Source organism: Knoellia koreensis (assembly GCF_013041615.1).
Taxonomy (GTDB): Bacteria; Actinomycetota; Actinomycetes; order Actinomycetales; family Dermatophilaceae; genus Pedococcus; species Pedococcus koreensis.
The window spans coordinates 50,358-74,354 of sequence record NZ_JABEPQ010000004.1 but is presented as its reverse complement, the minus strand read 5'-3'; the positions used below and the strand labels follow the sequence as shown (position 1 = coordinate 74,354).

Here is a 23,997-nt window from a genome sequence, read left to right as displayed (position 1 = left end):
CCGAACTACCTGCTGCCCGCGGAGACGGCACTGCTCGCCCTGCCGATCAGCACCAAGGTGTCCTTCGACTACACGTCGTTCACGCCGATCATGAAGGTCGGCGACGACTACACGCTCGCCGTCGTCGAGGCCGGTTCGCCGTGGAAGACGTGCGCCGACGCCGTCAACGCCGCCAAGACGGGCAAGGTCGTCGCGGCCGTCTCGGGTGCCACCAGCCTCGACAAGGTCGTCTTCAGCCTCACCGAGCAGGCGACCGGCGTGAAGTTCGACCAGGTGCCGTTCGAGTCGGGTGACGAGGTGCTGGCGGCGTTGCTGGGCAAGCAGATCCAGATCGCCTCCCTCAACCCCGGCGAGGTCGTCGAGCAGCTCAAGGCGGGCAAGCTGCGTGCCCTGTGCGCGTTCGCCGACAAGCGCTACGAGTACCCCGAGCTGAAGGACATCCCGACCGCCAAGGAGCAGGGCGTCGACGTGTCGTACGCGCAGTTCCGCGGGCTGATCGCGACCGGCGGCATCAGCGACGCGGAGAAGGCGTACTGGGTCGACGCGTCGAAGAAGTTCGTGAACTCGCCCGAGGCGAAGAAATACATCGAGGACAACTACCTGCAGCCCAACGCGCTCTTCGGTGACGACTTCACGGCATACCTCAAGTCCAACAGCGAGGACCTGAAGAAGGCGCTGGGCAAGTGACCCACCTCGACACCCTGCGGCGCAGCGGCGAGGCGACGGTGTATGCCGTCGTGGCCGTCCTCGGTGTCATCGCCGCGGTCGTGGGGGCCGGGTACGGCATGTTCGGTGAGGGCGGGCGGATCGGGCCCGGGTTCCTGCCCGTGGTCACCGGCATCCTCACCGCGATCCTTTGTGGCGCAGTCGCTTTCGGCATCGTGCGCCGCGCGGTGCACCACGAGCCCGAGCCCTCCATCGAGCAGGTGCCGGACATCGACATCACCGGGCGGTCCGAGCGGCAACGCGTCGTCAACCTGTGGGTCGTCTTCGGGCTGACCTTCGTGGCGATCCTGCTCGTGCAGCTCGTCGGGTTCCTGGTGGCGTTCGGACTGCTGGTGCTGGTCGTCAGCGCGGTTGTGGAGCGACAGCCCGTGCTGCGGTCGCTCGCGATCACGGTGGTCGCGGTCGCGGTGGTCTACCTGCTGTTCGGCCTCTTCCTCGGGGTGCCGCTGCCCGGCGGCCTACTCGGCCTGGGAACGGAGGGCTGATGATCGACAACCTGATCCTGGGGTTCTCGACGGCGCTGACGCCGCAGAACCTGTTGTGGTGCTTCGTCGGTGTGCTCGCCGGCACCATCATCGGGCTGCTTCCGGGGCTCGGGTCCACCACCGGTGTGGCCGTGCTCCTGCCCCTGACGCTCAACTTCGAGCCGGTGACGGCGCTCATCATGCTCGCCGGCATCTACTACGGCGCGCAGTACGGCGGCACCATCACCTCGGTGCTCATCTCGACACCGGGGGAGGCGTCGAGCGTCGTGACGACCCTCGACGGCTACCAGATGGCGCGAAAGGGCAGGGCCGGTGCGGCCCTGGCGATCGCGGCCATCGGCTCCTTCGTCGCGGCGATCTTCTCGCTCATCGTCCTCATGGTGGTCGCGCCACCGTTCGCGCAGTTCGCGTTGAAGTTCGGGCCGATCGAGAACCTCGCCATCATGATCCTCGGTCTGGCGACCATCGTGAGCTTCTCCGGTGACAGCAAGATCCGCGGCTTCGCGATGGCGGTGCTGGGCCTGCTGATCGCCACGGTCGGGCTCGATGCCGCGACCGGGACGGCACGGTTCACCGGTGGCAACGTCAACCTCTTCAGCGGCATACCGTTCGTCGAGGTCATGATCGGCCTCTTCGCGGTCGGCGAGGTGATGTACCAGCTGCGGATCGGCGCGGCCAAGCCGATCCGGGCGCGGTTCCGCGACCTCGTCATCAACCGGCAGGAGCTGCGCCGCAGCGCCGGCCCCATCGGTCGTGGCAGCATCATCGGCTTCCTCCTGGGCTGCCTTCCCGGCGCCGGCTCCACGCTCGCGTCGTTCATCGCTTACGGCGTGGAGAAGCGGGTCTCGCCCCACAAGGACGAGTTCGGCAAGGGCGCGATCGAGGGCGTGGCAGCGCCGGAGAGCGCCAACAACGCCGCCGCCAATGCCAACTTCGTGCCGACGCTGACCCTCGGCATCCCCGGCGGTGGCACGACCGCGGTGCTGCTCGGTGCGTTCACCATCTACGGCCTGCAGCCCGGGCCGCTGCTGTTCGAGAAGCAGCCCGCCCTGGTGTGGGGACTGCTCGTGTCGTTCTTCATCGGCAATGTCATGCTGCTCGTGCTCAACCTGCCGATGGCCCCGCTGTTCGCGCAGATGCTGCGGATCCCGTACGTCTACCTCTACCCGCTGATCCTCTTCACGAGCTTCGTCGGGGCGTACTCGATCGACAACAACATGTTCAGCGTCTGGGTGGTGTTCTTCTCGGGCATCGCGGGCTACCTCATGAAGCTCTACGACATCCCCATGGCGCCGCTGGTGCTGGGCCTGGTGATCGGGCCGCTGTTCGAGAAGGCCCTCACCCAGACCTCGGCCCTCGGCGACGGCAACCTGCTGGTCGTCTTCACCCACCTCATCGCGGTCGTGGTGCTGCTGCTCGCCGTCGTGCTCGCCGCCGGCCCCGGCCTGCTGTCGAGGCTGCGGCGGCGCACCCAGCCGCAGCGGGACAAGGAGCACCTCCCGACGTCCTGACGTGGACCGGGCCGCCCGGGGCCGCGGGAACGCCGCGGCCCCGGGCGGCGTTGGACCGGGCATGCACAACCATTTCAACGGGCTGAAGACGGCCGCCCTGCTGGGCGGAATCTTCGCCCTGCTTCTGGCCATCGGTGGCCTCATCGCGGGCGGCACCGGCAACTCCGCGTTCATCTGGATCTTCGCCCTGATCGGTGTCGGCACCAGCTTCTACGGCTACTGGAACTCCGACAAGCTCGCGATCCGCGCCATGCGCGCCTACCCCGTGAGCGAGGCCCAAGCACCGGCGCTCTACCGGATCGTGCGCGAGCTCTCGACCGCGGCCGGCAAGCCGATGCCCAAGCTCTACGTGAGCCCGACCCAGGCGCCCAACGCCTTCGCCACGGGCCGCAACCCCGAGCACGCCGCCGTCGCGGTCACTGAGGGCATCCTCGGACTGCTCGACGAGCGCGAGCTGCGCGGCGTCCTCAGCCACGAGCTGATGCACGTCTACAACCGCGACATCCTCACCGGGTCGGTCGCGGCCGCCGTCGCCGGTGTCATCACCTCGATCGCTCAGTTCCTCATGTTCGCGAGCATGTTCGGTGGCGGTGGCAGCAGCGACGAGGACCGTCCCAACCCGTTCGCCCTGCTTGCCATGGCCCTGCTCGCCCCGGTCGCGGCGATGTTCATCCAGATGGCCATCAGCCGCACCCGCGAGTATGACGCCGACGAGGACGGGTCGAAGCTCTCCGGTGACCCGCTGGCCCTCGCCAGCGCGCTGCGCAAGCTCGAGTCGGGTGTGGCCCGGGCGCCGCTGGCCCCGACGCCACAGCTGCAGAACGCCAGCCACATGATGATCGCCAACCCCTTCCGCAAGCAGGACGTCTCGCGAATGTTCGCGACCCACCCGCCGATGGCCGACCGGATCGCCCGGCTCGAGCAGATGGCCACGGGCTACCGCCAGCGCTGACCGACCACACAAGGTATGCCGCGTGGGCACGCGCCCACGCGGCATACCTTTGTCTTCGTCAGAGGCCGAGGACGGCCATCGTGCGGGTCGCCATGGCGGCCTCGCCCAAGGCGTTCGGGTGCACGGGGACCGTGTTGGTGCCGAACAGGACCGGCTCGACCCAGCGTGAGGTCGCCGGTGCGCACGCGTCGTGGCCCTCGGAGGCGGCCGACAGGTCGACGAAGGTCGCACCCGTCTCGGCGGCGGCGCGGGCGATGACGTCGTTGAGCGTGGTCTGCAGCGAGCGCAGGTAGGGGACGTCGCCGCGGGCGATCGGCATCTTGGCGTAGCAGGTGCGGTCGAAGGCTGCGGGCAGGATCCATGGGTAGCCGAGGATCGCGACCCGGGCGTTCGGCGCCTTGGCGCGGATGTCGGCGAGGGCCTGGCGCACCGCCGGGTAGGTCTTGGTGCGCACGTCGTCCTCGAACCGGCTGCCGTAGAGGTCCTTGCACGGCTGGCCGTAGCCGAGGGTGGCGGTGCCGGCGCTGCCGCACGCCACGATCGCTCCGATGAAGGTGTTGTTGTCGTTGCCGCCGATCGTCAGCGTGACGAGGTCGGCGCCGCTGGTGACGGCGTCGAGCTGTGGCCGGACTCCGGGCCATTGCGGCATGTAGAAGTCCTTGGTCTGCGCCGCACCGCAGGTGACGTCGGTCAGGGTCGCGCCGGTCGACGCGGCGATCACGTGTGGGTAGTTGCTCGTGGTGCGCAGGCACTGGGGTGCTGCCTGCGGGTCGGGCGGCCAGATACCCGAGCCGGCGGAGTAGCTGTCACCGAGGGCGACGTACCGCAGCGGTGAGGTCTCGGCGGCGGAGGCCGCGGGGGAGGCGAGCGCCGGAAGTGCGGTGGCAAGGGCGAGGGTCGCGGCGGCCGCGAGTCCGCGGGCGAGGGCTCGGCGCATGGTTCAACTCCTGTGTCGTCCCCGGCGTGAACTTACCTGCGGTAAGAATGCTGCCCGGTGCATGCCCGGACCGCAAGGGGAGTGTCCCGCGGGCAGGTGGTTGGATCGCTGACATGCCATCGCTGACGCGGGACGAAGCCCGCCGCCGCTCCGACCTCGTCACCGTCACCCGCATGGAGGTCGACCTCGACCTCGACCAGGGGCCCGACACCTTCCACTCGAAGACGCGGATCACGTTCTCCTGCAACGAACCCGGCGCAACCACCTTTGTCGACGTCAAGCCCGCCGAGCTGATCTCCCTCACCCTCAACGGCGTCCCGGTCGACGTCACCACCCTCGAGGACGGCCGCGTCGTCCTCGAGGGCCTGCAGGCCGACAACGTCCTCGAGTGCGAGGCGCTCATGGCCTACAGCCGGGACGGGCAGGGTCTGCACCGGGCGGTCGACCCGGCCGACGGCGAGGCTTACGTCTACGGGCACCTGTTCCTCGACGCCGGGCCGAAGGTGTTCGCCTGCTTCGACCAGCCCGATCTCAAGGCCCCGTATGCCGTGACCGTCACCGTCCCGGAGGGCTGGTCGGTAATCGGCAACGGTGCGGCGCGCGAGGTGTCGCCGCGGCGCTGGGAGCTCGCCGAGACCAAGCCGCTCGCCACCTACTTCGTCACCGTCTGCGCCGGGCCATGGGCGTCCGTGCGGTCCGAGCACGACGGCATACCCCTCGGCATCCACGCGCGGAAGTCACTGGCGGAGGCGCTCGAGCGGGAGGCGCCGCAGATGCTCGAGGTGACGCGGCAGTCGTTCGACTACTACCACCGGCTCTTCGGCATCCGGTACCCGTTCGGGGAGTACCACCAGGTCTTCGTGCCCGAGTTCAACGCCGGCGCCATGGAGAACCCGGGCTGCGTCACCTTCCGTGACACCTACGTCTTCCGTGGCGCGGCGACGCGCGACGAGGTCCTGTCGCGGTCGAACACCATCACGCACGAGATGGCGCACATGTGGTTCGGCGACCTGGTGACGATGCAGTGGTGGAACGACCTGTGGCTGAACGAGTCGTTCGCGGAGTACATGGCGCACCGAACCTGTGTCGCCGCAACGGAGTTCACCGAGGCGTGGACCGACTCGACGATGGCGCGCAAGATCTGGGGGTATGCCGCGGAGCGGTCGCCCTCGACGCACCCGGTGGCGGGTGACCCGTCGGTCGACGCCCAGACGGCGCTGCAGAACTTCGACGGCATCTCCTACGCCAAGGGTGCGGCGGCTCTGCGCCAGCTGATCGAGCACATCGGTGACGATGCCTTCATCGCCGGCGTCACGGCATACCTGCAGGAGTTCTCCTTCGGCAACGGCACACTCGCCGACTTCATCGCGGCCATGGAGAAATCTGCAGGCACGGACCTGCAGGAGTGGGTTCAGGCCTGGCTGCTCACGGCCGGCGCCGACGTGCTCTCGGTCGACCGGGACTCTGGCGTCGTGAGTCGGCAAGTGCCGCAACGCTTTCCGGCCGACCGACCGCACACGTTCGACGTGGCCGGGTATGCCGCGGACGGCACCGAGACGTTCCGGGAGCCGGTGGCGGTGGCCGCCGACGCCACCACGGTGCCCGCGCTCGCGGGCCTCGACGACGGCGTGCTGGTCGTCCCCAATGCCAGCGACCTCACGTGGGCGACGGTGACGCTGGACGACCCGACCCTGACGGCGCTTCCCGAGCGGATGGCCGGCATCCCCGACGCACAGGCCCGGGCGGTGGTCTGGGTTGCCCTCGTGGACGGCCTCGCCCTGGGGCAGGTCGACCCGAGGCTCATGGTCCGGACCTTCGAAACCTCTTGGGGCACAGAGGAGAACGACTCGATCCTCAACCGGGTCGCCCTCAACCTGCTGGGCCGGGTCGTCCCCAGCTTCCTGCCGCCGGACGAGCAGGACGACGCCACCCGGGTCGTCGCCACCACCGCAGCCGCGTTGCTCGAACGCTCCGAGCCGGGCTCGACCCGCGCCCTGATCGCCGCGCGGAACCTGGCGCGCACCAGCGACGACGAAGCCATGCTGCGCGCATGGGCCGCGGGCGACGACCGCCCGCAGGGACTGGCGGGGGACAGTGACTTCGGCTGGATCGCGGTGCGCAACCTGGCCGGGCGCGGGCTGGTCGACGAAGGCTTCCTCGAGGCTGCGAGGGCGGCCGACGACACCCTCCCGGGTCGGCTCGCGGCGCTGCAGGCGCGGGCGTCGATGCCGACGGCGGACGCCAAGGAGTGGGCCTGGGGTGAGCTGACGACCAGCCGCGAACGCTCCAACTACGAACTCAACGCCCTGGCCCAGGGGTTCTGGCAGGGCTCGGGTCGCGAGCTCCTTCCGGCCTACGCGCAGCGGTACTTCACCGACGTGCCCGCGATGCGTGAGTGGGTGGGGGAGGACGCGCTGGCGCGGGTGGCGCTACTCGCCTACCCGGCCGTGGTCGTCGAGCCCGCTGTCGCCGAGCTCAGCGCCGCCACCCTGCGCCGCGACGACCTGTCGCCGGCGGTGCGGCGTTCGATGGTCGACGCCGACTCGCAGCTGGGGGAGGCGCTGCGGTCGCGGGCGACCTTCGGCTGAGCGCCGGTCCGGTTCACTCGGGAAGTGTGAGGTTCGCTCGGGCTAGCAATGCGTGCGAAGCCAGCTTTCCCGCATGACGCGGAAAAGCTGGGGCAGTTTTCTTGACTCATTCCAGAAAATGCCCTTGACTGGCGGCATGCCGATGGACGTCGACGCCGCGCGCCTCCTGCGCGACGCGTCGCTGCGGGTCACCCGTCCGCGGCTGGCCGTCCTCTCTGCCGCCCACGCCCACCCGCACGCGGACACCGACACCATCGTGCGCGTCGTGCGCGAGGAGCTCGGGCAGGTCTCGACCCAGGCCGTCTACGACGTGCTGCGCGCGCTCACCGCGGCCGGGCTCCTGCGCCGCATCCAGCCGGCCGGGTCGGTGGCGCGCTATGAGGCGCGGGTCGGTGACAACCACCACCACCTCGTATGCCGCGGATGCGGCGTGATCGTCGACGTGGACTGCGCGGTCGGTGACGCCCCGTGCCTGCACGCGTCCGACTCCCACGGGTTCACCATCGACGAGGCCGAGGTCGTCTACCACGGCCTGTGCCCCGACTGCAGCGCCGCGAGCGCTGCTCCCTGACCAGCTTGGCCATCACCAAACGCCTTTGACCACAAGGGTTTCCATCAAATGATTCGGAGAGGACGACCGTGACCGAGTACACCCCTGAGGAGCAGCAGCCAGACGCCGAAGTGGGCGAGATGAACGAGCCGGCTGCGGCCGGTTGCCCCGTCGCCCACACCCTGCCGCACCCGACCCAGGGCGACAGCAACCAGGACTGGTGGCCCAACCGCCTCAACCTGGGGATCCTGCGCAAGCACGGTGACGCGTCCGACCCGATGGACGCCGACTTCGACTACGCCCAGGCCTTCGAGGGCCTCGACCTCGACGAGCTGGCCAAGGACGTCGACGCGGTCCTCACCACCTCCAAGGACTGGTGGCCGGCCGACTTCGGCCACTACGGCGGACTCATGATCCGCATGGCGTGGCACAGTGCCGGCACCTACCGCATCGCCGACGGCCGCGGTGGCGCGGGCGCGGGCATGCAGCGGTTCGCCCCGCTGAACAGCTGGCCCGACAACGGCAACCTCGACAAGGCCCGCCGCCTGCTGTGGCCGGTCAAGAAGAAGTACGGCAAGGCGATCTCGTGGGCCGACCTCATGGTCTTCACGGGCAACCGCGCGCTGGAGACGATGGGCTTCAAGACCTTCGGCTTCGCCGGTGGCCGCGCCGACGTGTGGGAGTCCGACGACGACACCTACTGGGGTCCCGAGCGCGTGTGGCTCGGCGACGAGCGCTACCAGGGCGACCGCCAGCTCGACAACCCGCTCGCCGCGGTCCAGATGGGCCTCATCTACGTCAACCCCGAAGGCCCCAACGGCGAGCCCGACCCGCTCAAGGCCGCGATCGACATCCGCGAGACCTTCGCCCGCATGGCGATGAACGACGAGGAGACCGTCGCCCTCATCGCCGGTGGCCACACCTTCGGCAAGACCCACGGTGCCGCCGACCCCGAGAAGAACGTCGGCCCCGAGCCCGAGGGCGCTCCGCTGGAGGAGATGGGCCTGGGCTGGAAGAACAGCTACGGCACCGGCAAGGGCAAGGACGCCATCACCAGCGGCCTCGAGGTCACCTGGACCCCGACGCCCACCCAGTGGGGCAACGGCTTCTTCGACATGCTCTTCGGCCACGAGTGGGAGCTGACCAAGAGCCCGGCCGGCGCCAGCCAGTGGGTCGCCAAGGACGCCGAGGCGATCATCCCCGCGCCCGACGAGGGCGGCCCCAAGCGCCTCCCGACGATGCTCACGACCGACCTGTCGCTGCGCTTCGACCCGGTCTACGGCGAGATCTCCAAGCGGTTCCACGAGAACCCGGACCAGTTCGCCGACGCCTTCGCCCGCGCGTGGTTCAAGCTGACCCACCGTGACATGGGCCCGATCCAGCGCTACCTCGGCCCCCTGGTCCCGCAGGAGGAGCTCATCTGGCAGGACCCCGTGCCGGTGCCGGACCACCCCCTGGTCGACGACGCCGACATCGCGGACCTCAAGGCGAAGATCCTCGACTCCGGCCTCACGCCGGCCCAGCTGGTCTCGACCGCGTGGGCGTCCGCCTCGACCTTCCGCGGCAGCGACAAGCGCGGCGGCGCCAACGGTGCCCGCATCCGCCTCGAGCCGCAGCGTGGCTGGGCGGTCAACGAGCCGCAGCAGCTCGAGCAGGTTCTCGGCACGCTGGAGCGCATCCAGGGCGAGTTCAACGACGCCCAGTCCGGCGGCAAGCAGGTCTCCCTGGCCGACCTCATCGTCCTCGGCGGCACCGCCGCGGTCGAGGCGGCGGCCAAGGCTGCCGGCGTCGACGTGCAGGTCGGCTTCACACCGGGCCGCGGCGACGCGACCCAGGAGCAGACCGACATCGACTCGTTCGCACCGCTCGAGCCGGCAGCCGACGGGTTCCGCAACTACCGCGGCAAGGACGCCGGACCGCTGTCCCTGCCGACCGAGTTCCAGCTCGTCGACAAGGCCAACCTGCTGAACCTCACCGCACCGGAGCTGACCGTCCTCGTCGGTGGCCTGCGGGTGCTGGGCGCCAACTACCAGCAGTCGCAGCTCGGGGTGCTCACCGACCGCCCCGGCCAGCTGACGAACGACTTCTTCGTCAACCTGCTCGACATGGACACCCAGTGGGCGCCCACCGACGGCAGCGGCTCGGACGCGGAGACGTTCGAGGCGCGTGACGCCAGCGGCAACGTCAAGTGGACCGGCAGCCGGGCCGACCTCGTCTTCGGCTCGAACTCCGAGCTGCGCGCGGTCGCCGAGGTCTACGCCAGCGATGACGCCAAGGAGAAGTTCGTCAAGGACTTCGCCGCTGCCTGGACCAAGGTCATGGACAACGACCGCTTCGACGTGAAGAAGGCCCAGAAGGCCTGACCCGCAAGGGTTTTCACGCCCAGCAAAACGCAAAGGTATGCCGCGTGGTCGCCTCTCGACCACGCGGCATACCTGCGTCTGGGGGAGCGTCAGCGGTAGTTGGTGAAGGTGAGCGCCACGTCGAGGTCGCTCTTGCCCTTGAGCAGCGCCTGCACGGCCTGGAGGTCGTCGCGCGACTTGCTCGTGACGCGCAGCTCATCGCCCTGGATCTGCGACTTGACCGACTTGGGGCCCTCGTCGCGGATGATCTTGTTGATCTTCTTGGCGTTCTCCTGGCTGATGCCCTCCTTGAGCCTGACCTCGAGGCGGTACTCCTTGCCGGACAGCTGCGGGCCGCGCTCGGGCACGTCGAGGTGCTTGAGGCTCACCTTGCGCTTGACCAGCCAGGTCTGGAACACGTCGAGCACGGCGTTGGCACGCTCCTCGGTGTTGGCCTTGATGACGACGGCGTCCTCACCGCTGGCCTCGATCGAGGCGCCGACGTTCTTGAAGTCGTAGCGCTGGGAGACCTCGCGCCCGGCGCTGTTGATCGCGTTGGCGACCTCCTGCCGGTCGATCTTGCTGACGATGTCGAACGAGCTGTCGGCCATGGGGGTCCTTCCTGGGGCGTCCGCGCGTCGGCCCGGGTGGTGCTGCGGGGCTGGGCGAGGACGCCGGTTTCGGCATTCGTTGGTGTCCTTGCTATCCTTCCACGCGCACCAGGCGGGTTGCCCGAGCGGCCAATGGGAGCGGACTGTAAATCCGTCGCGAAAGCTACGAAGGTTCGAATCCTTCACCCGCCACCCCGTGCACGAAGGGCCCTCGACCAGCAGGTATGCCGGTCGAGGGCCCTTCGCCGTGTGGCCGGTCTCACGAGTGGCCGCGGCCCTGACTGCGCGTCCGACTCTTCCGCCCCCCGCGGCGAATCACCTTGGGCCCCAAGGCGAAGCTGGTCCGGCGCCACGGACGCCACGAGAGGGGACGTATGCCGCCCAGCCGGCCATGCGGCATACCCGCAACGACTATTGACATATTCGTAAGGACGAATATATTGCTCTCATGAACACCACCATCGAACGCATCGTCCCCGCCCCGCCAGCCCGCGTCTGGGAGCTCTGGACCACCTCCGACGGCATCGCCCAGTGGTGGGCGCCGGAGGGGTTCCGCACCGACGTGTCGACCCTCGACCTGCGCCCGGACTGCGAGCTCGTCTACACGATGACCGCCGTCGCCCCGGCCCAGGTCGCCTTCATGGAGCAGAACGGCATGCCCCTCGCGACCGAGTCGCGCAAGCGCTTCACCGAGGTCGACGAGCCGTCCCGACTCGCCTACCGGTCGCTCATCGACTTCGTCCCCGACCACGAGGCGTACGAGCAGCTCACCGTCGTCGACCTCGAACCGGCCGACGGCGGCACGCGCGTGGTCATGACCATGGAGCCGCTGCACGACCAGGTCTGGACCGAGCGGCTCGTCGCCGGCCGGGCCAACGAGCTCGACAACCTCGTCGCCCTCGTGGCGGGCAAGTAGGTCACGGCGAAACCTGCTTCGATGGCGGACGTGGCCGACGACGTGCAGCAGGCGCTCAGCGCGATGGGGGAGCCGACCCGGTTCCGGATCATCACCCTGCTGGCCGAGCGGCCGTATGCCGTCGGAGAGGTCGCCGAGGCGTTGGGCGCGTTACAGCCGCAGACGACCAAGCACCTCCAGGCCCTCGAGGCCGCCGGGGTGGTCACGGTCCATCGGCTGGGGCGGCGCCGTGTCGCCCAGCTCGACCGCGGCGTCCTGGGCGGAGTCGCGGCGCACCTCGCCGCCCTGGCCGAGGCCTCGCCCGACGACATCGCCCTGGCCGACTACGGCCGCGCCGTCGACCGTGACGAGGCGCTCGTCGCCGCCGGCAACGCGGGCCGCACCCTGCGGTTCGAGCGCGAGCTGCCGGCCGAACGGCGCGCGGTCTGGAGTGCCTGGACCGACCCAGCCAAGGCGGCGCAGTGGTGGGCCCCGCGGCACTTCGACGTGACGACCTTCGAGCTGGAACCCAAGGCTGGTGCGCAGATTCGTGTCGTCCTGCGTGAGGGCGACGGTGCCGAGCACGAGTCGCGGGGGCGGGTGGAGTCTGCCCGCGTGGGCCGGCTGGTGTTCACCCTCGCCCCGCTCGACCCGGCTGGCCGGCCGTTGTTCAGCGCCCGCCACGTCGTCACGATGACCGGTCGCGGGTCGACCCGGCTGTCGTTGTCCATCGAGGTGACCGACGTGCAGCCCGGCGCGGCAGCAGCCGTCGCAGGCCTCGAGCCCGGCTGGAGCCAGCTGCTCGACGCCCTCACCGACTTCCTGGCCGAGTGAGAGGGCCTCGACCGGAACCCGTCCGGCCGAGGCCCTCGCCCTTCCCCCTGCAGGCAGCGAACTCCCCTTCGGTCACGGCCTGCAACCGCGCCCCGTCACGCGGTCGTCACCACCTCGCTGGCATCGAGCGCCTCGACGACGAGCTCGCGCGCCTGCGGCCACCCGCGCGGTTCGAGCTCGTCGACCTCGGCGAGGGTGTCACGGGCGCTGTCGACCAGGTGCGACGCGGCCAGGTCCTCCTCGTCCGGCAGCGCGGGCAGGTCGCGGGTGAGCCCGCCGATCGCCATCTGCGCCTGCAGCACCAGCTTGGCCGCGTCCTCCCAGGACCGCGCCGCTGCACGCCCCTCACGGAAGGACGGCGTCGAACGCCAGACCGCACGGTCGAGCTGCACCAGCAGCAGCCACAGGCGCTGCACCGGGCCGCTGGGATGCGCAGCCGCCGGGGTCCGGTCGTCGCCGGCCGTTGTCGAGCTCGGGCCCGCACCTCCGGGCACGGAGTCGCCAGTGGCGGTCACCGGCGCCACCTGCCACCTGCGTCTGCGCTTGACCATGGTCCCGTCTCGTCCGTCGTGTGTGGTGCCCCGGTCCTGTGGTGTCTCCACACGGACCGCGGCGGCCGGCTCGCGCCCCCCCGGCGCGCAGCCGGCCGCCGCATTGCCCCCTGCACCTGGTGAGACGCGCGAACCCGCGAAATGTGACGGCACCATGACACTTTTTCCGCGGGAATCCTCCGGCGTCCCACCAGGCGTCCTGCGCGGACCGGCGCGGCGCTCGTGACCTTCCCTGATGGGTCACCGCCCCGGGCGCCGGCCCGCGAGTATTCAGTTGTTTTCCTCCGGTGGCGCCGAGCGTCACCGGAGTTGGCTGCCCGCCTCACGCCCGAGGCGGGCAGCCTGGCCTCAGTGGCGGCGTGCGACTCGGCGACGGCTCAGCAACAGCAGGCCGCCCACGAGCAGCAGGGCCACCCCGGCCGCGACGGTGGGCCACACCGCGGCGCCGGTGTACGCGAGCGGGCCGCTCTGCTCGGCAGGCGCGCTCTCGGCATACGCCCCCTGCTCGTAGGACCCGGCCGCCGCCGTCGACCGCCCCTCGACCGTGGCGGCGCCGCTCTCATCGCCGGAGCCGCCCACGACCGCGGTCGTCTCCGACGTCGTGCTGGACGGGCTGCTGGTCGAGGTCTTCGACGGTGACGTGGTCGAGCTGGGGCTGCTCGTCGTGGGAGCCGGGGTGGTGCCGACGCCGGTGCCGCCGGCGTTGGTGCGCTTGGTCCCGGCCGAGACCGGGCTCTCCTTGCCGGCGATCGAGATGGTGCCGGCGTTCTCGTAGCTGGCCTGCGTGGGGTCGGTCACGACCGACTTGACCCGCACCTCGGTGTACTCGCCCTTCGGCAGGCCCTTCCACGTGACGGTCACCTTGTCGGGGGTGCAGCTGATCGTGGCCGGGTATGCCGCGTCGTCGCGCGGGTCGGTGATCATGCCGCTGCCGTCGAGGTTCTTGCCGACGGTGGCCTCGACGGTGGTGCAGTCGAGGTCGAGGCCCGGTCCGGGGGTGTCCGTGATGACCACGGTGGCGTCGTCGGTCGTCGTGGCCGGCGCCATCAGCAGCGAGCGCGTGGCCGTCTGCTCGGGGTTGGACCACCACATCCACTTCTGCGCCCAGGACCGGTCGGTCGCACACCCCGAGGGGCACGGCGGCGCGGTGCCCACGGGAACGGTGACGACCTCCCCGTTGACCTCGAACTTCAGGTTGACGGTGCCGCCGGTCGTGACCGCGGCGTACTGGGTCGTGAAGTTGCACGTGCCGTGGACGTCGAGTGGATGGGTCGCCACGTAGTCGGTGAGCGTGAAGACGACGTAGCCGGAGTCGTTGACGACGGCCTTGGCGACGACGGCGCCGTCCGGTGACAACAGGTCGAAGGTCTTCGACCCGGACCACCGGAGCTCGTCGGGCAGCTGGAGCGTGAACGTGTCACCCGGCTTGGAGCCGTCCGGGACGGCCCAGGTGCACGAGAAGTCGACCTGGTCCCACTGCGCGACCTTGCTCGACTTCGTGGAGATGGAGGTGATCGCCCCGGGGATCACCGCCGCCGACGCGGCTGGTGCGGCGACGAGACCGCCGATGGCGGCCAGCATGAGCGCCGCGAGCACGACGACGAGTCGCGACCGCCGCGTGGCGTGCTCGTGGACGGTTGGCTTGGCGTACTGGTGGTGCACGAGGAAGAAACCCCCTGGTCGGACCCACCCCCGTCGGTGGGTTGTCACTGGGAGAGACGCACGGCTGACCGGATCATGACGCGCCGCAGGAAGTTTCTTGAAACTTTCCCAACGTCGGCAGCGCCGGCGTCGTGGATCAGGCAGCCCCGGAGCCGGCTCACTCGCTCCAGGTGGTGCCGACCGAGCCGCGTGCCGGGCTGCCGTTGGCGTACGTGCCGCTGACCTCGGCCACGATCCGCCCGGACGTCCCGGGCGGCCAGGCGACCCGGATCGAGCCGGACCACACCCCGGACTCTTGGTGGGCGCCGGTGCAGGTCACCGTCGTGCCGGTCTGGCGGCACCCGCCCCACGCACCGGACGACCCGCCGTACCGCACACCGCTCGGCACCGTCAGCTGTGCGGTGAGCGGGCCGCGCGTTCCCCTGACCTCGGCCCGCAGGTCGATCATGGTCTCCCGCCGGTCACCGGTCACCGACAGCTCGGCCACCAGCGGTGTCATCGCGACCGAGGTGGTGCTGGGTGGCGCAGTGGTGCGCGGGCTCGGCGCCGGCGGGGCCGGACGCGTGGAGCGCGCCGCGGTGCTGGTCGGCGGCGTGAGACTCGGCGTGGTGGGAGGGGCCGGCAGCGTCGTCGTGGCCCTGGCCGGGGTGGTGGTCGTGGTGCGGGTCGGTGGAACGGTCGTGGCAGCGGTGGTCGGTGTCGAGGTCTGGCTCGTCGTGGTCGTGGCGGGCAGGACCTCCGGAGGGGCGACCTTGGGCTCGTCCCCCTGGCCGAGTGCCCACACCGTCGCGGCCACCGCGGCCACGGCCGCGCCCAGGAGCAGGCCCTTGCCCCGCCAGCCCCACGCGCCCACGCGCGCGGTGGTCTCGGCCACCTGCCCGGCGCCGCTGGTCGCACCGGCCGTGGTCGCTGCCGCGGCCACCGGGGTGCCCTTGGCAAGCCCGAGAATGGCTGGAGCCAGCACACCGGCGAGCCGCGTCTCGACCTCGGTCAGCTCGGCCACTCGAGCCTGGCAGCGGGCGCAGCCGTCCACGTGGGACCTCGTCGCGGCAGGCACCGCCTGGCCCACAGCCAGGTCGGCGAGCAGCGCCACGTGCGGTGCGCAGGCGGCGTCGACGCCACGGGTGGAGACGTGCGCCTGCAGGTATGCCGTGCGCAGCCCCTTGCGCGCGCGTCGCGTCAGCGCCGCGACGGCGTTGGGGGACAGGCCCAGCTCCTCGGCGACGGCGATGTTGCTGTCCTGGTCGACCGCGGTGCGCCACAGCACCACCTGCCAGCGCTTGGGCAGGGCGGCGAAGGCCTCGCGCATGATGCCCAGCTCACCGTGCCGGGCGACCGGGTCGCTGCCGTCGGCGGCGAGCCGCTCCAGGGTGCCGTCGTCGTCGGTGAGGACCTCACCTGCGGACGAGTGCCGGATGCGTGACACGGCCAGGTTGCGCACCGAGGTGGCGAGGTAGGCGCGGACCGAGGCCGTCGGGCCTCCACCGGTCGACATCGCCGACAACATGCGGGAGAAGGCGTCCGAGGCGAGCTCCTCGGCGTCGCGGGGCTGGCGGGCGACGCGGCGGGCAGCGGACAGGGTCGCGGCGTAGTGCCGCTGCCACAGCTCGACGACGGCATCCTTGTGCCCTTCGCGAGCAGCCTCGACCAGCTGCAGATCGGTGCGGTCGTCGCTGAGCCTCACGACACCCGCCGGGAACGACGAACCAGGCCGACGGTGCCTCCCACCGCGGGCGCCACCCGCGCACGCAGCCGCCGCGCGGCATACGCCACCGAGCCCGCGAAGCGGCTCGCCACGGTGGCGCGCCCACGGTGGCGACCGGCTGCGGACGCCTGGCTGGCGCCACCGCAGTCCGCACCCTCGAGGGGCGGGTAGAGCGCGGCCACGTGGAAGGTGAGCTCGCCGAGGCCGCCGCCGTCGCGGTCGACCTGGTACTCGGTCTCGGCCGCGCACAGCGCCCCCACCGCGCTCGGGTAGGGCCCGGAGAACGACTCGCGCCCCGTGCGGCGGTCGCGGGTGACGACGATGTGCGGGCGTGACAGCTCGGCAACTTCCAAGCGGTAGAGCAGGTCGCCGGGCAGGTCGCCGTGCCCATCGGCTGCGTTCATCGTCATTCCGTGGGTCCTTCGTGGTTGGTCGTCCTGAGGGTGAGACGGGTGAACGGCCAAACCGTGACGCGCGTGTCGGGACAAGATAAACGCGACCCCGGTCCCATTGCCCGCCGACGCGGGCGATGGTTCACTGACCGGACGCCTTGGCGCCGTCGGCTCGACCCGAGCGCCCGGGTGGCGCCGCGGTGACGGGACCGTGGACGCCGTGTCAGTGACGAGGAATCCATTGCAGGGAACGATGCGTTGTCGCGCGCTGTCCGCCAGCGTCGCGCTGGCGACGGGACTGGTCACCGCCGTGCTGCTCGCCGCCGCACCCGGCGCGCGGGCCGCGTCCCCGCAGCCTGCCCTCGCTGCCGTGGCCGGCCCGAGTGACCCCCGCGTGGTGCTCGACGAGGACTTCGAGAACGGTGTGGGTGACCAGCCCGTGCTCCTCGACTCCTACCGGGGCGCCACGGGGACGGCGTATGCCGCGGACCCGGCCTGGTTGCGCGCCTGCAACGGGGTGGTGCTCTCGTGGAGCGCGCCGCAGACGGCCCGCGAGGCGGCCGACTGCACGCGCCAGGTCGCGACCAACGAGTTCGCCTACAGCCGGATCCGCCAGATGGCGCGCGCGCTTGCGCCGCTCGGCGGGCAGGGCGCCCGGACCAACCACGCGCTCGCGAGCTACACCGACGGCGAGGACCCCGGCGCGGGGCGGGTCGAGCTGGCGACGGTGCGACCGGTGGCGCTCGGTGGCCCGGCCACGAGCCGGTTCCTCGCGGCGCGGGTCGACACGGCGTCGGTGAACTGTGAGTTCGGGGGCGCGCGGCTGCGCGTCTTCGTCGCGCCCGGCGGTGGCGCTGAGGTGCCGCTCGGTCCGGCGCTCGACTCCTGCGGGAGCGGCGGCACCGTCGTGGTCCCCGCGCCGCCGGGTTCGGGGGCGTCCGAGGCCGACGTCCGGGTCGCGAGCCACACGACGCCGGCGGTTCTGCTCGACGCCGCCACGGCCGGCCTCGTCGTCCGCAACGCCAACGGTTCGGGCATGGGCAACGACACGGCATTCGACAACCTCCGGCTGCTCGACGTCACGCCACGGCTGACCACGTCGTTCACCCCCGACGTCGTGGCGCCCGGCGAGACCTCGAGGCTGACGTTCACCGTCACCAACACCAGCGAGCTTGCGGAGAAGCGGGGCTGGTCCTTCGTGGACACCCTGCCGCCGGGCCTGGTGGTGGCACCGAACCCCGGTCTCCGGAACACCTGTGAGGACACGACCACCATCGGTGCGAGGCCCGGCTCTGAGGAGCTGCAGGTGCAGGGCACGATCGACGAGGGGCAGCGGTCGTGCACGATCTCGGTCGACGTCGTCGCTGCCGCGTCCGGGCGCTACACCAACGCCCCGGGGAGCGGGGTGCACGACGTCGCCGGACTCGTCCCGCCGGCTGCTGCGACCCTGACCGTCGGCGCGCCCTCGGTCACCCTTGGCACCTCAGCCGACCTGGTGCTGGACCACGACGCGGACGGGTTGCCGGGCGTCGGCGACCAGCTGACCTACCGGTACGTGGTGCGCAACACCGGGCCGGTGCGGCTCACCGGGGTGGCGGTCCACGACGCCCTCGCCGCGCCGGCCGGGCCGGAGGTGACGGTCACCTGCCCGTCGACGACGCTGGCGGCGGGGGCGTCGATGACGTGCACCTCGAGCCGGTATGCCGTGACGCAGGCCGACGTCGACGCCGGGGTCGTCGCCAACCGCGCCACCGCCTCAGCCGTGGCCCCGAACGACGTCACGGTGGTCTCGAAGCCCTCCAAGATCCGCACGGAAACGGTGTGGCGCAAGGGGATCTCGATCACCAAGTGGGTGGTCCTGCAGGAGAAGGACGGCGACCAGCTGGCCGACGCGGGGGAACGCATCGAGTACCGGTTCACCGTGCGCAACACCGGTCTCGTCACCCTGACCGAGGTCTCGGTCGAGGACCCGGCCCTCGCGCTGCTGGGGCTCTCCGCCACCTGCCCGAGCACAGTCCTGGCGCCCGGCGAGACCATGACCTGCGTTGCTCCCTGGTACACGGTGACGCAGGCCGACATCGACCGGGGACGGGTGCGCAACGTGGCGACGTCCCGCGGCACGGCTCCGGACGGTGCCGACGTGCTGTCCGGCCCCTACCGGCTGGACACGCGGACGGACTGGTCGACCGCTGACGGGGCGCGCCGCGGAGCCGGCGCCGGTTCGGGTGACGGATCGCCCTACGGGGCATGGGGATCGGCCGCCGCCGCGAACCAGGGACCTTCGGCCCTGGCCCACACCGGCGCCGGGTCGACGGCCGCCCTGGCGTGGGGTGCGGCTCTGGTCGTGCTCGGAGGCATCCTGAGCGCCGTGGCAGCCTCGCTGCGCCGACCGCGACGTAGCGAGTGACGAAGCCACCACCCGATGAAAGGGTGGTGCCATGACGAGCACCCCCGCGGAACGCCCCGCCACCAACTGGGCCGGCAGCTACCGGTACACCGCTCCGCAGTGGGTGGCCCCGACCACGGTCGAGGAGCTCCAGCAGGTGGTCGCCTCGGCCGACCGGGTCAAGGTGCTGGGGTCGCGGCACTCCTTCACCGACATCACGGACACGGCCGGCACGCTCATCAGCCCCGCGCAGCTGCCACGGCGCATCGAGCTCGACCCGGCTGCTGGCCAGGTCACGGTGGATGGTGGCATCCGGTATGGCGACCTGGTGGAACCGTTGCACGCCAAGGGTTTTGCGCTCGCCAACCTGGCCTCGCTCCCGCACATCAGCGTCGCCGGCGCGGTGGCGACCGGCACGCACGGCTCGGGTGACGGCATACCCGCCCTCGGTGCCGCGGTCGCGGCCCTCGAGCTCGTCGCGCCGGACGGCTCGCTGGTCCGCCTCGCGCGCGGCGACGAGGGCTTCGATGGCGCAGTGGTCTCGCTGGGGGCGCTCGGACCGGTGGTGTCGTTGACGCTCGATGTGGAGCCGGCTTTCACCGTGCGCCAGGACGTCTGGACCGGGCTCACGTGGGACCTGCTCGACGAGCACTTCGACGCCATCACCACCAGCGGTTACAGCGTCAGCATGTTCACCCACTGGGCCGACGGCGTCGAGCAGGTCTGGGTCAAGGGCCGGGTGGACGCCGACGACGGGGCGCGGGATGACGCCGTGCCGCCCTTCCCCGGGGCGGTGGCGGCGACCACGCCGATGCACATGCTCAGTGGCGCCGAGACGGACGCCGTCACCCAGCAGCTCGGCGTCCCCGGACCGGGGTTCGAGCGGCTCCCGCACTTCCGGCTCGGGTTCACACCCAGCCGGGGTGCCGAGCTCCAGAGCGAGTACCTCCTGCCGCGGTCGGCCGCGCGCGACGCGTTCGCCGCGATGCGCCCGCTCGCGCAGCAGCTGGCCGGTGTCCTCCAGGTCTGCGAGATCCGCACGACCGCACCGGATGCGTTGTGGCTCAGCGGATCCGAGGGCCGCGACACGGTCGCATTGCACTTCACGTGGTCGCTGGACCTCGATGCCGTGTATGCCGTGCTGCCGGCGATCGAGGAGGTGTTGCTTCCGCTCCAGGGCCGGCCGCACTGGGGCAAGTGCTTCGTCGCGGAGGCCGATGCGCTCGCGCCGCTCTACCCGCGGTGGACGGACTTCGCCGACCTGCGTGACCGACTCGACCCCGACCGCACGTTCGGCAACGCCTTCCTCGACCGCGTCCTCGGCTGACCGCGCGACGCAGCGGTCAGCGTGCTCGGTTGCGGCGCGCGATCGCGGCGGAGAGGACGGTCGCGAAGCCGGACCACGCGGCATACGCGCCAACGATGGCACCCTTGCCGCGCCCGGCCGCGCCGGTGCGGCGCGCGAGGTCGGCCGAGCTGGCGGTGAGAGCCGCGCACTCGGCCGCCGCCAGCCACGGTCGGCGCGACCGGAAGAACAGTCCTGGCCACGCCGCGTTGAGCGCCATGTTGGCCCCGAGCGCGACCTCGAGGTCGCGCGCGTCGTCCGCCTTGCCCGCCTCGGCGAGCTCGGCACTGGCGCGCGCGGTGGTGAGGGCCGTCGCGGCATACAGGCCGGTCCAGACAACGGGGAACGCCGCCTTGGGCGGTTGCCAGGCTGGCTTGGAAAGTCTCTGGTACCAGCGGGATTCGGGGTCTGCGAGCAGGGAACCGGCCACCGCCGCGGCCGCCACCACCGCCGACGTGCGGGCCAGGGTGCGGCGCCAGCGGTGCGGGTCCACGTCGCGCACGGCCGCCCGCACGGCGCGATCGAATCCGGTGCGTCCGCCGGGCGGTTCGCCGATGTCACGCAGGGCGTCGTCCTCGTCGGCCACGGCGTCGTGCACCAAGCTGCCGACCAGCGGCCGGGCCACGCCGGCGGGCACCGGTGTCACCACGTCGACCCAGAGGCCGGCGAGGCGCGGCGTCAGCACCGGCACCGACACGATGCGCCGCGGGCCCAGCCCGACCACCTCGGCATAGCGACGCATCATGTCGCCGTAGGTCAGGACGTCCGATCCGGCGATGTCGTAGCTGCGGTTCGTGCCCGATGGCAGGTCGAGTGCGCCGGCCAGGTAGTGCACGACGTCGGCGACGGCGATCGGCTGGATCAGGTTGTCGACCCACCGCGGGGCGACCATGACCGGCAGCCGCTCGGTGAGGTGGCGCAGCATGTCGAACGACGCCGACCCGTCACCGAGCACGATCCCGGCCTGGAACACCACCGCCGGCACCGGCCCCTCGAGGAAGACCTCGCCAACCTCGACACGCGACGCCAGGTGGGGTGAGAGCTCGCCATCGGGGTGCAGCCCGCCCAGGTAGACAATGCGCTCCACGCCTTGTGCCGCAGCGGCTTTCGCGAACCCGCGTGCCATGGCGAGGTCGCGGCCGGCGAAGTCGCTGCCGCCGTCCATCGAGTGCAGCAGGTAGTAGGCGACGTCGACCCCGTCGAGGGCCCGGCGCACGGCGGCTGCGTCGGACGCGTCACCCTCGGCCACGTCCACCTGCGAGCCCCACGGCTGGCGGCGCACCGACGAGGGGTTCCGGCTCAGCACCCGGACGGTGACGCCTCGGTCGAGGAGCGCGGGGACGAGCTGGCCCCCGATGTACCCGGTGGCACCGGTGACGAGGACGGTGGTCATGGTTCAGGCTCCTGTCGACAGGACGACCGGCAGCAGGAAGAGCATGCCGAGCGACCAGGTGAGGTGGGTGATGATCGGTCCGAGGACGCCCCCGGTGACGCGCCGTTGGAGGCCGGTCAGCAGGCCGAGCGCGGCCGCGGCGAGGACGAGCAGGGGTATGCCGGCGCCGGCCGTCGTGAGCGCGTAGACCGCCGTCGTGACGAGCACCGCGTGCCGGCGCCCGACGGCTGCGTAGAGGGCGCCGCGGAAGTACAGCTCTTCGGCGACGCCGTTGACCGCGGTGATCACGGCGACCAGCGCCAGCGACCCGAGGCGGGCGTGGTCGAGCAGCGCGCGCACCGGGTCGCCCAGCGCCGGCACCCGGGCCACGACGAACCCGCCCACGAGAAACACGACCAGCAGCGCGGCGCCCAGCGACAGGGACTGCACCACGGGCCGCACCAGCCCGGCGCCGGCGCGGGTGTGCGCCCGGCCGAGGTGCAGCGGCCCCGACGCGAAGGCGCCCACCGCCCACACGACCGCCAGCGCGAGGGTCAAGACGTAGAACAGGTCGTCGCCCGGCTCGACCCGCAGCGCGAGGGTCAGCAGGACCGCACCGATCACGAGGGTCACCAGCGCGACCACGCGGCGTCGCCGGAAGGCCGCGTCGGACTCGGTGTGGTCACGCGGCACCGGCGTGACGAGCGCGGCGCGGGCGAACGCCCGCAGCTCGGCGACGGGGCCCCTCATCGGCGCACCGCGGCATACCGGCGCAACGCCTCCTGGCGCTCCTCGGCGTGGTCGACGATGCGCTGGGGGTAGCCGCGCAGGTAGCCCTCGGCGTGCTTCCACGGCTCGTGCGCGGCCTTGCCCGGCAGGTGCGCCAGCTCGGGGACATAGCGCCGCACGTAGTCGCCGTCCGGGTCGTACTTCAGCCCCTGGGTGACGGGGTTGAACACGCGGAAGTAGGGGGACGCGTCGGTGCCGGTGCCCGCAACCCATTGCCAGCCATGGTTGTTCGACGCGAGGTCGCCGTCGATGAGGTGGGCGAGGAAGTGCCGCGCGCCGACGGGCCACCACGTGTGCAGGTCCTTGGTGAGGAAGCTCGCGGTCACCATCCGCATCCGGTTGTGCATCCACCCCTCGGCGAGCAGCTGCCGCATGGCGGCGTCGACGACGGGGTAGCCCGTGTGGCCGGTGCGCCATGCCTCGACCAGGTCGTCGTCCTCGTCGTACGCCATACCCTCCAGCGTCGGCCGCAGGTCGTGCCAGGCCGAGTCGGGGTGCCGCCACAGGACATCGGCGTAGAACTCGCGCCACGCGAGCTCGTCGACGAACTTGGCGGCGCCCTCGCTCCGCCGCCTCGCGAGGTCGGCGAGGAGGGTGCGCGGGTGGATGCTGCCGAGCTTGAGGTGCGCGGACATCCGTGAGGTGCCGTCGAGGTCGGCCCGGTCGCGGTCCGTCGCGTATGCCGCGAGCGCACCATCGGTGAACGTGCGCCACCGCGTGAGGGCGGCGTCCTCGCCGGCGTCCGGCAGCGTGGGCAGCTCGGTCTCGGCGAGGGTGCGGTTGACCTTGGCCCAGGCCTCGTCGTCCGAGCCGACTCGCGACAGGGTCAGGCCCCGGCTGTCTGGTGCTGGCGCGGGCCAGCCGTGGTCGCGCCACGCGCGGCTGAACGGTGTGAAGACCTTGTACTCACCGCCCTCGCGGTTGACCACCGAACCCGGCCCCACGGCATACGGCGTCCCCGTCTCGACCCAGTCGACCCCGAGCTCGGCCAACGACGCCGAGACCGCGGCGTCGCGTCTGCGCCCCAGCGGCGTCGTCTCGCGCGAGACGTGCACCGAGCCGGCGTCGACCTCCCGCGCCACCCGGGGGACCACTACGCGCGGGTCACCCCACCGCAGGCAGAGCCGGCCGTCGTAGGCGTCGCGGGCGGCGCGCAGGGTCGCTGCGAGCCAGGCGCGCCGCGCGTCGCCGGCGCCCCGCCACAGCACGGGGTCGAGGACGTAGAGCGGCAGGACCGAACGGTCGCCGGCAGCGGCCGCCGCCGCGCCCAGCGATGGCAGGTCGTGCCGTCTGAGGTCGCGACGCAACCACACGATCGACCCGGCTGCACCCACGTCTCGACCCTAGGCGCTGAGGCGCCGACC

General features: G+C 71.5%; 20 protein-coding genes and 1 tRNA gene. 12 read left to right on the top strand and 9 right to left on the bottom strand.

Annotated elements, in window-relative coordinates; translation table 11 throughout:
• Positions 1-57 precede the first annotated feature (57 nt).
• The 4 genes from HJG52_RS20975 to htpX all read left to right on the top strand — a co-directional run bounded on the left by HJG52_RS20975 (position 58) and on the right by htpX (position 3,674).
• Entirely contained in the window at positions 58-687 is a 630-nt protein-coding gene (locus HJG52_RS20975; RefSeq protein WP_346767787.1) for a tripartite tricarboxylate transporter substrate-binding protein, read from the top strand.
• Positions 684-1,211 (top strand): tripartite tricarboxylate transporter TctB family protein, encoded by a 528-nt coding sequence (locus HJG52_RS16075; protein WP_171244649.1) that lies wholly within the window; start codon positions 684-686, stop codon positions 1,209-1,211. Before HJG52_RS20975 ends, HJG52_RS16075 begins: the two co-directional genes overlap by 4 nt.
• Positions 1,211-2,722, top strand: a complete 1,512-nt coding sequence (locus tag HJG52_RS16070) for a tripartite tricarboxylate transporter permease (RefSeq protein WP_171244648.1) — start codon at positions 1,211-1,213, stop codon at positions 2,720-2,722. Before HJG52_RS16075 ends, HJG52_RS16070 begins: the two co-directional genes overlap by 1 nt.
• Positions 2,723-2,783: 61 nt before the next feature.
• Positions 2,784-3,674 carry a zinc metalloprotease HtpX gene (gene htpX / locus HJG52_RS16065; protein WP_171244647.1) on the top strand — a complete coding sequence of 297 codons (891 nt, stop codon included), beginning with the start codon at positions 2,784-2,786 and terminating at the stop codon, positions 3,672-3,674.
• A 58-nt stretch (positions 3,675-3,732) separates the two neighbouring features.
• Here htpX and HJG52_RS16060 read toward each other — a convergent pair whose 3' ends face one another.
• Positions 3,733-4,611, bottom strand: a complete 879-nt coding sequence (locus HJG52_RS16060) for an SGNH/GDSL hydrolase family protein (RefSeq protein WP_171244646.1) — start codon at positions 4,609-4,611, stop codon at positions 3,733-3,735.
• A gap of 113 nt (positions 4,612-4,724) precedes the next feature.
• Between HJG52_RS16060 and pepN the strand changes: the two genes are divergently transcribed.
• From pepN to katG, 3 genes are all read left to right on the top strand, one after another.
• Positions 4,725-7,199 carry an aminopeptidase N gene (pepN, locus tag HJG52_RS16055; RefSeq protein WP_171244645.1) on the top strand — a complete coding sequence of 825 codons (2,475 nt, stop codon included), beginning with the start codon at positions 4,725-4,727 and terminating at the stop codon, positions 7,197-7,199.
• 136 nt (positions 7,200-7,335) lie between these two features.
• Entirely contained in the window at positions 7,336-7,770 is a 435-nt protein-coding gene (locus HJG52_RS16050; protein WP_171244644.1) for a Fur family transcriptional regulator, read from the top strand.
• A 119-nt stretch (positions 7,771-7,889) separates the two neighbouring features.
• Positions 7,890-10,112 (top strand): catalase/peroxidase HPI, encoded by a 2,223-nt coding sequence (gene katG / locus HJG52_RS16045; RefSeq protein ID WP_171244879.1) that lies wholly within the window; start codon positions 7,890-7,892, stop codon positions 10,110-10,112.
• Between the two features lie 89 nt (positions 10,113-10,201).
• On the opposite strand, the gene HJG52_RS16040 is transcribed toward katG, so the two are convergent.
• The gene (locus tag HJG52_RS16040) at positions 10,202-10,702 is read right to left on the bottom strand and encodes a YajQ family cyclic di-GMP-binding protein (protein ID WP_171244643.1); all 501 of its coding nucleotides are present in this window, start codon (positions 10,700-10,702) and stop codon (positions 10,202-10,204) included.
• A 111-nt stretch (positions 10,703-10,813) separates the two neighbouring features.
• Between HJG52_RS16040 and HJG52_RS16035 the strand changes: the two genes are divergently transcribed.
• The 3 genes from HJG52_RS16035 (at position 10,814) to HJG52_RS16025 (ending at position 12,431) form a co-directional block, all read left to right on the top strand.
• Positions 10,814-10,894 (top strand) — tRNA-Tyr (locus tag HJG52_RS16035).
• A 256-nt stretch (positions 10,895-11,150) separates the two neighbouring features.
• Entirely contained in the window at positions 11,151-11,618 is a 468-nt protein-coding gene (locus tag HJG52_RS16030; RefSeq protein WP_171244642.1) for an SRPBCC family protein, read from the top strand.
• A 21-nt stretch (positions 11,619-11,639) separates the two neighbouring features.
• Positions 11,640-12,431 carry a metalloregulator ArsR/SmtB family transcription factor gene (locus HJG52_RS16025; RefSeq protein ID WP_171244641.1) on the top strand — a complete coding sequence of 264 codons (792 nt, stop codon included), beginning with the start codon at positions 11,640-11,642 and terminating at the stop codon, positions 12,429-12,431.
• A gap of 95 nt (positions 12,432-12,526) precedes the next feature.
• Here the strand turns inward: HJG52_RS16025 and HJG52_RS16020 are convergent, their stop codons facing one another.
• The 4 genes from HJG52_RS16020 to HJG52_RS16005 form a co-directional block, all read right to left on the bottom strand.
• A complete protein-coding gene (locus tag HJG52_RS16020; RefSeq protein WP_171244640.1) occupies positions 12,527-12,946 on the bottom strand; it encodes a hypothetical protein in 420 nt (139 codons plus the stop codon).
• Between the two features lie 384 nt (positions 12,947-13,330).
• Positions 13,331-14,644: an Ig-like domain-containing protein gene (locus HJG52_RS16015; protein ID WP_171244639.1), complete on the bottom strand. Its 1,314-nt coding sequence runs from the start codon at positions 14,642-14,644 to the stop codon at positions 13,331-13,333.
• A gap of 157 nt (positions 14,645-14,801) precedes the next feature.
• The gene (locus HJG52_RS16010) at positions 14,802-16,328 is read right to left on the bottom strand and encodes a sigma-70 family RNA polymerase sigma factor (RefSeq protein WP_171244638.1); all 1,527 of its coding nucleotides are present in this window, start codon (positions 16,326-16,328) and stop codon (positions 14,802-14,804) included.
• Positions 16,325-16,759 (bottom strand): hypothetical protein, encoded by a 435-nt coding sequence (locus tag HJG52_RS16005; RefSeq protein WP_171244637.1) that lies wholly within the window; start codon positions 16,757-16,759, stop codon positions 16,325-16,327. The genes HJG52_RS16010 and HJG52_RS16005 overlap by 4 nt, the downstream gene beginning before the upstream one ends.
• Before the next feature lie 235 nt (positions 16,760-16,994).
• Here HJG52_RS16005 and HJG52_RS16000 point away from each other — a divergent pair, with 235 nt between their 5' ends.
• Both HJG52_RS16000 and HJG52_RS15995 read left to right on the top strand, forming a co-directional pair.
• Complete coding sequence (locus tag HJG52_RS16000; protein ID WP_171244636.1) at positions 16,995-19,148, top strand: DUF7507 domain-containing protein; 2,154 nt, start codon at positions 16,995-16,997, stop codon at positions 19,146-19,148.
• Between the two features lie 31 nt (positions 19,149-19,179).
• Positions 19,180-20,454, top strand: coding sequence for an FAD-binding protein (locus HJG52_RS15995; RefSeq protein ID WP_171244635.1), 1,275 nt, complete (start codon positions 19,180-19,182; stop codon positions 20,452-20,454).
• A gap of 16 nt (positions 20,455-20,470) precedes the next feature.
• Here the strand turns inward: HJG52_RS15995 and HJG52_RS15990 are convergent, their stop codons facing one another.
• From HJG52_RS15990 to HJG52_RS15980, 3 genes are read right to left on the bottom strand one after another with little or no spacing between them, the layout of a single operon-like run.
• Complete coding sequence (locus tag HJG52_RS15990; protein WP_171244634.1) at positions 20,471-21,865, bottom strand: tryptophan-rich sensory protein; 1,395 nt, start codon at positions 21,863-21,865, stop codon at positions 20,471-20,473.
• A 3-nt stretch (positions 21,866-21,868) separates the two neighbouring features.
• Positions 21,869-22,594: a CPBP family glutamic-type intramembrane protease gene (locus tag HJG52_RS15985; protein ID WP_171244633.1), complete on the bottom strand. Its 726-nt coding sequence runs from the start codon at positions 22,592-22,594 to the stop codon at positions 21,869-21,871.
• Positions 22,591-23,967: an FAD-binding domain-containing protein gene (locus HJG52_RS15980; RefSeq protein WP_171244632.1), complete on the bottom strand. Its 1,377-nt coding sequence runs from the start codon at positions 23,965-23,967 to the stop codon at positions 22,591-22,593. The genes HJG52_RS15985 and HJG52_RS15980 overlap by 4 nt, the downstream gene beginning before the upstream one ends.
• Positions 23,968-23,997: the final 30 nt, after the last annotated feature.

Excerpts from the sequence above, each read along its gene's own strand:
- HJG52_RS16070 (WP_171244648.1), top strand. The coding sequence starts at position 1,211 with ATGATCGACAACCTGATCCTGGGGTTCTCGACGGCGCTGACGCCGCAG.
- htpX (WP_171244647.1), top strand. The coding sequence starts at position 2,784 with ATGCACAACCATTTCAACGGGCTGAAGACGGCCGCCCTGCTGGGCGGA.
- HJG52_RS16060 (WP_171244646.1), bottom strand. The coding sequence starts at position 4,611 with ATGCGCCGAGCCCTCGCCCGCGGACTCGCGGCCGCCGCGACCCTCGCC.
- pepN (WP_171244645.1), top strand. The coding sequence starts at position 4,725 with ATGCCATCGCTGACGCGGGACGAAGCCCGCCGCCGCTCCGACCTCGTC.
- HJG52_RS16050 (WP_171244644.1), top strand. The coding sequence starts at position 7,336 with ATGCCGATGGACGTCGACGCCGCGCGCCTCCTGCGCGACGCGTCGCTG.
- katG (WP_171244879.1), top strand. The coding sequence starts at position 7,890 with ATGAACGAGCCGGCTGCGGCCGGTTGCCCCGTCGCCCACACCCTGCCG.
- HJG52_RS16040 (WP_171244643.1), bottom strand. The coding sequence starts at position 10,702 with ATGGCCGACAGCTCGTTCGACATCGTCAGCAAGATCGACCGGCAGGAG.
- HJG52_RS16030 (WP_171244642.1), top strand. The coding sequence starts at position 11,151 with ATGAACACCACCATCGAACGCATCGTCCCCGCCCCGCCAGCCCGCGTC.
- HJG52_RS16025 (WP_171244641.1), top strand. The coding sequence starts at position 11,640 with ATGGCGGACGTGGCCGACGACGTGCAGCAGGCGCTCAGCGCGATGGGG.
- HJG52_RS16005 (WP_171244637.1), bottom strand. The coding sequence starts at position 16,759 with ATGACGATGAACGCAGCCGATGGGCACGGCGACCTGCCCGGCGACCTG.
- HJG52_RS16000 (WP_171244636.1), top strand. The coding sequence starts at position 16,995 with ATGCGTTGTCGCGCGCTGTCCGCCAGCGTCGCGCTGGCGACGGGACTG.
- HJG52_RS15995 (WP_171244635.1), top strand. The coding sequence starts at position 19,180 with ATGACGAGCACCCCCGCGGAACGCCCCGCCACCAACTGGGCCGGCAGC.
- HJG52_RS15990 (WP_171244634.1), bottom strand. The coding sequence starts at position 21,865 with ATGACCACCGTCCTCGTCACCGGTGCCACCGGGTACATCGGGGGCCAG.
- HJG52_RS15985 (WP_171244633.1), bottom strand. The coding sequence starts at position 22,594 with ATGAGGGGCCCCGTCGCCGAGCTGCGGGCGTTCGCCCGCGCCGCGCTC.